The organism is Ochrobactrum sp. MYb379 (genome assembly GCF_037479515.1).
GTDB lineage: Bacteria > Pseudomonadota > Alphaproteobacteria > Rhizobiales > Rhizobiaceae > Brucella.
In genome coordinates this window covers 1-516 of the sequence record NZ_JBBGYW010000047.1, presented here as the reverse complement: position 1 = coordinate 516, position 516 = coordinate 1, and the positions used below count along the sequence as shown (strand labels likewise).

The window sequence follows — 516 nt, the reverse complement described above, 5'->3', positions numbered from 1 at the left end:
TGCACAAGCTGATACCAGCAACGCTCCTGCAGGTGAGACATGTCGAAACTCTGCGCAAACTCATCTGGCTCTTTTACAAGCTTTTGAAAGACTTTTCCCGAAGTCCCAGCGCTCGTGCAGCCCAGGCCCTTGAAGTCAGGTTCGATCGGATCTTTTCCATCCGCACCGGATATGCTGAGCTGGATAAGCTTTTGGCACGCTTACTGCGTCGTAAACAGGAATTGCTGAAAATTCTCGAACGCCCGGAAATCCCGTTGCACACCAATGCGTCCGAGAATGATCTGCGCAGCTGCGTCACTAAACGCAAGATCTCAGGCGGCACCATGAGCCGGGATGGCCGTGTTGCCCGCGATACGATGCTCGGCCTTATGAAGACTTGCAAAAAGCTTGGCCTGTCCTTCTGGCACTACCTCGGCGATCGGCTTCATATATCCACTCAGAAGCCAGCTATCCCCGAACTCGCAGGCTTCATCATTGCAAAAGCCTGACAAGCCCTGTCTTCATTGACGACGATCA

1 protein-coding gene is annotated in these 516 nt (G+C 53.1%); it reads left to right on the top strand.

The window, feature by feature from the left end:
- Positions 1-488: IS66 family transposase (locus WH356_RS24005; RefSeq protein WP_339515410.1), on the top strand; the 488-nt coding region annotated here is incomplete at its 5' end.
- Positions 489-516: the final 28 nt, after the last annotated feature.